Origin of the sequence: Nocardioides sp. (assembly GCF_004803405.1) — a bacterium.
Lineage (GTDB): Bacteria > Actinomycetota > Actinomycetes > Propionibacteriales > Nocardioidaceae > Nocardioides > Nocardioides vastitatis.
The window spans coordinates 1-5,537 of the sequence record NZ_SSXI01000320.1 but is presented as its reverse complement, the minus strand read 5'-3'; the positions used below and the strand labels follow the sequence as shown (position 1 = coordinate 5,537).

Annotated in this window: 5 protein-coding genes; 3 read left to right on the top strand and 2 right to left on the bottom strand. The window is 70.3% G+C overall.

The genetic code is table 11. The features are described 5' to 3' along the window. A partial coding sequence (locus E7Z54_RS21895; RefSeq protein WP_206056463.1) for a CDP-glycerol glycerophosphotransferase family protein occupies positions 1-1,571 on the top strand: 1,571 nt, incomplete at its 5' end. 64 nt (positions 1,572-1,635) lie between these two features. Further along, positions 1,636-2,817 (top strand): hypothetical protein, encoded by a 1,182-nt coding sequence (locus tag E7Z54_RS21890; protein ID WP_136436847.1) that lies wholly within the window; start codon positions 1,636-1,638, stop codon positions 2,815-2,817. Here E7Z54_RS21890 and E7Z54_RS21885 read toward each other — a convergent pair. Continuing rightward, the gene (locus E7Z54_RS21885; protein WP_136436846.1) at positions 2,801-4,216 is read right to left on the bottom strand and encodes a bifunctional cytidylyltransferase/SDR family oxidoreductase; all 1,416 of its coding nucleotides are present in this window, start codon (positions 4,214-4,216) and stop codon (positions 2,801-2,803) included. The genes E7Z54_RS21890 and E7Z54_RS21885 overlap by 17 nt on opposite strands. A gap of 95 nt (positions 4,217-4,311) precedes the next feature. After that, positions 4,312-5,205 (bottom strand): class I SAM-dependent methyltransferase, encoded by an 894-nt coding sequence (locus tag E7Z54_RS21880; RefSeq protein WP_168798460.1) that lies wholly within the window; start codon positions 5,203-5,205, stop codon positions 4,312-4,314. A gap of 125 nt (positions 5,206-5,330) precedes the next feature. On the opposite strand from E7Z54_RS21880, the gene E7Z54_RS21875 reads away from it, so the two are divergent. Next, positions 5,331-5,537: hypothetical protein (locus E7Z54_RS21875; protein WP_136436844.1), on the top strand; the 207-nt coding region annotated here is incomplete at its 3' end.

Genomic DNA, 5,537 nt, shown 5'->3' with positions numbered 1-5,537 from the left:
AGGCGGGAAGCGTGCTCGCGGTGGACGAGCTCGAGGTCACCGACCTCGAGCTGTCCCTGACCGGCCGCTGGCTGGCCGCCGAGCCCCCGGCGGACGCGCAGGTCGAGCTGGTCGGGGCCAGGGCGAGGGTCGTGGGCGAGATGGGTGGCGGCGCCGCGGGCGACCCGGTCCGGGTCCGCTTCCGGCTGGCGAGCGATCCGTGGGGACTCGGCGAGACTCCGGTGCGGCTCGGGTTCTACTGGCTCGACGTGGTGACCGGTGGTCAGCGGACCCGCGCCCTGCTCGGGGAGCGGGCCATCGACCAGCTCCATCACTTCATGCTCGGCAGCCGGTACGGCGCTCGCGTGATCAGGTCCGAGCGCGCCGCCGGCGTCGAGCTGCTCCGCCCGCTGGGCGACGACGAGCGTGGCCCGTACGCCCAGGAGGAGCTGCAGCGGTGGTACCGCGAGGGAGACATCCCGCTCGACGAGCAGGCGGTCTACCTGCAGTCCTACGTGGGTGCCTCCGCCACCGACAGCCAGGTGGCGATCCATGAGGAGCTGCGTCGCACCCATCCGGAGCTGACCCTCTACTGGGGCGTCGACGGGCCGTCGTCGTGGGTGCCGGAGGGCGGTGTCCCCGTCGTCATCAACACCCGCGAGTGGTACCGCACGCTGGCATCGGCGAAGTACCTCTGCATGAACATCGACCCCGAGCGCTGGTTCACCCGCAGGCCGGGCCAGCGGCTCCTGCAGACGTTCCACGGGTACCCCGCGAAGTCGATGGGCCTTCGGATGTGGCAGGCCAAGCACTTCACTCCGCGCCGGATCGAGCTCGAGCTCGACCGGACGTCGCGCGAGTGGGACCTGATCCTCACCCCCGCGCCGGAGATGGACGAGTACTACCGGCAGGAGTACGCCTACGACGGGCCGATCCACAACGCCGGCTATCCACGCGACGACCTGCTGGTGTCCCCGGAGGCCGAGGCGGTTCGCGAGGACGTTCGCCGCCGGCTCGGTATCCGACCCGGCCAGAAGGTGGTCCTGTACGCCCCGACCTGGCGCGACGACCTGGCCACGAACTGGCGGGCGGCCGAGGTGGTTCATCACCTCGATCTGGCGTCAGCGAGCCGGGCCCTCGGCCCCGACTACGTGCTGCTCATGCGCGGCCATCGCTTCCACTCCGCAGCGTCCGGGACGCTCGACCAGGGCAGGGCGCGGTACCTCGACGTCACCGACTACCCGGAGATCAACCACCTGATCCTCGCCTCCGACGCAGCGGTGCTCGACTACTCCTCGCTGCGGTTCGACTTCGCGCTGACCATGCGTCCGATGGTCTTCCTCGTGCCGGACCTGGACACCTACGTCGGTGGCGTCCGCGGCTTCCTCTACGACTATCGCGAGTCCGCGCCCGGCCCGCTGGTCGACACCGCGGACGAGGCGGTGCGGCTGCTGCGCGACATCGAGCGGCTCAGCGAGCGCACGCGGGAGGAACTCGAGCGGTTCAACCGGCGGTTCAACTATCTGCAGGACGGGCACGCCGCGCGACGCGTGGTCGAGGCGTTCTTCGGCTCCGGCCTGGGCGAGGGCTGAAATCACCCCGCCCGGTCCCCGACGGATACGATCGAGCAGTTCCCAGCGAAGGAGTCTGACCAGCATGCGCTCAGTGGACATGCCCGAGGCACTGCCGGACGGCTCGCGCTTCCTGCACATCGGGATGCCGAAGACCGGCACCACGGCGCTGCAGGGTGCCATCAAGGAGGCGCGCAAGGAGCTCGCGGCGTACGGCGTGCACGACGTCAGCAGGCGCCGGCACGAGATGAAGACGGTGCTGGCCGCCGTCGGGACGCTGCCCAGCTACCTTCCCGCGCGCGAGCGCGCGGAGTGGGAGGCCAACTGGCATCGCATGGCGGCGGAGTTCCGGTCGTCCGAGGCCCGGTGCACCTTCTGGTCCAGCGAGTCCCTCAGCCAGGCCACCCGCGACCGCGTGCAGTACCTCGCGGACAACCTCGGCTCCGACACCCACATCGTGCTCACCCTCCGCCCGCTGGCGCCGCTCCTGGTCTCGCAGTGGCAGGAGGTGCTGCGCCGGCGTGGCACCGAGACGCTGGAGGAGTGGGCCGAGAAGCACTTCGCCTCGGTCCGCCCCGACGGGAAGGTCATGGCATCGTGGGATCGGGTGATGCCGCACATCCACCGGTTCAGCATCCGGCGCGTGATCGACGAGTTCGGCAGGGTCTTCGGCGAGGACCGGATCATCCTGGTCATGGGCGACTCGAAGGACCGACTGCGCAACTTCCGCGTCTTCGAGTCCCTGATGGGCGTGCCGGAGATCCTGCGGTCGCCCGAGCTGGACAACGCCTCGCTGCCCTATCCGGAGGCCGAGATGCTGCGGCACTTCAACCGGGCCTACACCGACCGCGGCGGCGACCACGCAACCTGGATGTTCACCGTCGGCGAGCTCGCCCGCCGCGGCCTGCGCGAGCTGACCACCATGGCGACGCCGTACCCCATCCGCGGCCCGCGCTGGATCGCCGAGCGCGCCAACGAGTACACCGCCGACTGGATCGAGGCGGTACGCGACTCCGACGTCACCGTCGTCGGCGACCTCCACTCGCTGCTGACGGACCCCGACGAGTGGGACGAGAAGGTCGAGGTGCCGACGACCGTCAGTGTGGAGACGGCCGGCCGCCTGATGGACGTCGGCTTCGCCGCCGCGCTGGAGTACGGCGAGCGGCGGCGCGCCGAGGCGGGCACCGGGCTCGACCAGTACGGCGGCCGGGAGCTGCTGCGCGAGGTCGGCCGGCGCGCGAAGCGGCGGGTCAGTCGCCGAGGGTGAACGGGTCGTCCTTGCGGACGTCGTACACGTGGCCGGACTGGTCGGAGACCAGGACGTCGACCGAGGTGCGGGCCACGGTCTGGGAGTCCAGCAGCGTGCCCGGAGCCTCCTCCCCGAAGGCCTTGACGCGCATCGGGGTGGCGGTCCGCTCGGGGTTGATGCAGTTCACGCGGACGCCGGCATCGGCCCACTCGTCGGCGAGCGCCTGGGTCAGGTTGACCGTCGCCGCCTTCGCCGAAGAGTAGAGGCTGTAGCCGCTGCGGCCCCGGGTGTAGGAGCTGGAGGTGAAGAGCAGCAGCGCGCCCCCGCTCGCCGCGAGGTGCGGGAAGAACTCCTGGGCTATGAAGATCGGCGCGAGGTAGTTGATGTCCGTGGCGGCGTAGACCGTTTCCTCCGTGGTCTCCAGCAGCGCTCCCCGTGGCAGCACGCCGGCGGTGTTCACCACGAAGTCGACCGACCCGGTCACCTCCAGCGCCTTCTTCGCGGCCGCTGCGATGTCGGCGCGGCGACCGACGTCGGTGTTGGTGGTCGACCGGCTGAAGGTCACGACGTTCGCGCCGTACGACGCCGCGAGCTCGGCGATGTCGGCGCCGATGCCGTAGCTGCCGCCGAACACCACCATCGTCTTGCCGGTGAGCGCCTCGCGGTAGCCCTCCTCGGTCTTGGCGCGCGGCAGGTCGATGCCGGTCAGCTGAAAGAGCTTGTCGGCGATGAAGACGTCGATCGGCTCGGTCACCTTCATGTTCCGCTCGTCCCCGTGGACCACGGTGATCGGCTGGTCCGGCAGGTAGCGGAGCACCACGGTGCAGTCATCGGTGGCGGCGAAGTCCGGGTCCGCCGCCGCCTTCTCGTAGGCCGCCGCGAGGACGTCGAGCCGGAATGCCTGCGGGGTCTGGCCGCGGCGCAGCGTCGCGCGCGGCGGGATGCTCCGGATCGTGTTGTCCTCGCCGACCTCGATGATCGTGTCGGCAGACGGGATCGCCACGTCGACCGCCGGATACGTGGCGAGCGCCTGGAAGCACTCGCCGATGATCCGAGGCGTGACCAGCGGCCGGACCGCGTCGTGGAGCAGGATCCGCACCTCGGCGCCGCCGGCCGTCGCAAGCAGGTGGTCGATCGCCCGCTGGGTGGTGGCGTTGCGGGTGTCGCCACCCTCGAGGATCTCGGTCACCTTCGGGTAGCGGCCGCCGCGGGTCATGTCGCGGACCGCGTCGGTGTGGCCCTGGGCCATCATGACCACGACCTCGTCGACGTCGGGATGCTCGTGCAGGGCAACCAGGGTGTGCTCGAGGAGCGTCTTCCCGGCTACCTTGATCAGCTGCTTGGGGATGTCGAGACCGACCCGGGCGCCCACTCCTCCGGCGAGGAGGACAGCCACGTTCTTGACAGGTGCCGACATGCTGGGCTGATCCTTTCGACCGACTCGCTCGCCCGCCGGCGGTCACCGGTCAGGACGACACGGCAGTCTGGCACAGGCCGGCGTGCCGGCCCCCATCAGCCGCTCCGTGCTCCTGCCTCCTCCATCGCCCGCACGTCCTCCGAGGGTGCGTACGGACGGCCGCCGAAGTACTCGGCGACGTTGCGCAGGTTCCTTGCCGATCTGGTGAACAGGACGTACCGCTTCCGCGGGCCCGGGCTTCCGTTCGCGATGGCGGGAAGGCGGAAGTCGAAGCGCATCCGGTTCCGCTCCGCGATCCTCCGGATGGCCCGCGGACTGTAGTAGGAGACGTGTCCGGGACTGTAGAGGTACCGCTGCTTCTGCAGATCCCCGCCGTTGAAGATGTTGGTCGAGCAGACCAGCAGCCCGTCCTTGGTGAGCAGGTCGAACAGACGCGGGAACTCCGTCGCTGGATCGGTGAAGTGCTCGACCACCTCGCAGGCGATGATCAGGTCGAACCGCCGATCGGTGCCCTCGGTGATGTTGATGAAGTCGGCATCGACGCCGAGGTCCACCACATCGCTCATCACGACGCTGCGGACCTGTGGCAGTTTCGCGATGTGCCGGTAGTCAAGACTGCGGCCGGCCCCGAACACCATCACGTCGAGGGAGGACCGCTGCAGGACGTCGGCGCCCATCCGCGCCATGTGGAACTCGCGCCCCTGGTGGTCCTCGGTGCCCACGCGCGGCGTGAGCTTGAACCGCTCGACGCTCGTGAACGCCGTGTAGTCCACCGTGTTGCCGGGGTTCGAGACGTACTGACAGGTCTGGCAGATCCGCAGCTCGTACCGTCCGGGGCGGGGCAGCGGGGCCGCGCGTTCGACGACCTGCTCGCGAAGGTCGGTGGAGCCACAGACCAGGCACCGCGGTGCCGAGGTGTCGAGGCGCCGCCGGACCCGGCGGGCGGCAGCGCCGGCCAGCTCGCGCGGGTGGCGCGCCAGATAGGACATGCGTTCTTGAGTGACCATCCTTGTCCGATCTCTGGGGGTGGGGGACCCCACTGTAAGCACATGTCGGGCGGCAGGCGGGACCGATCGTCCGGGTCGGCGAGAGCCGTCGACTAGGCTCGGCTCTCGTGAGGCGACTGCTCCGGGGACGGCTTCGAGGTCGTCCACTCGCCCGGTCCGGACGCCCCGAGCAGCTCGCCGCCGTGCTGGCCCGTCACCTCCAGGGCGTGGCTCGTCCCCGCGTCGCCGTGCTGGGGCCGGCAGCGGAGCCGCTGCTGGACGCGGTCCGCCACGCCCTGCCGCAGGCGGACGTCGTCGAGGCGCCGGCCGACGAC

Bases quoted from the DNA above. Each gene is read 5' to 3' on its own strand.
- E7Z54_RS21890 (WP_136436847.1), top strand. From the start codon at position 1,636: ATGCGCTCAGTGGACATGCCCGAGGCACTGCCGGACGGCTCGCGCTTC.
- E7Z54_RS21885 (WP_136436846.1), bottom strand. From the start codon at position 4,216: ATGTCGGCACCTGTCAAGAACGTGGCTGTCCTCCTCGCCGGAGGAGTG.
- E7Z54_RS21880 (WP_168798460.1), bottom strand. From the start codon at position 5,205: ATGTCCTATCTGGCGCGCCACCCGCGCGAGCTGGCCGGCGCTGCCGCC.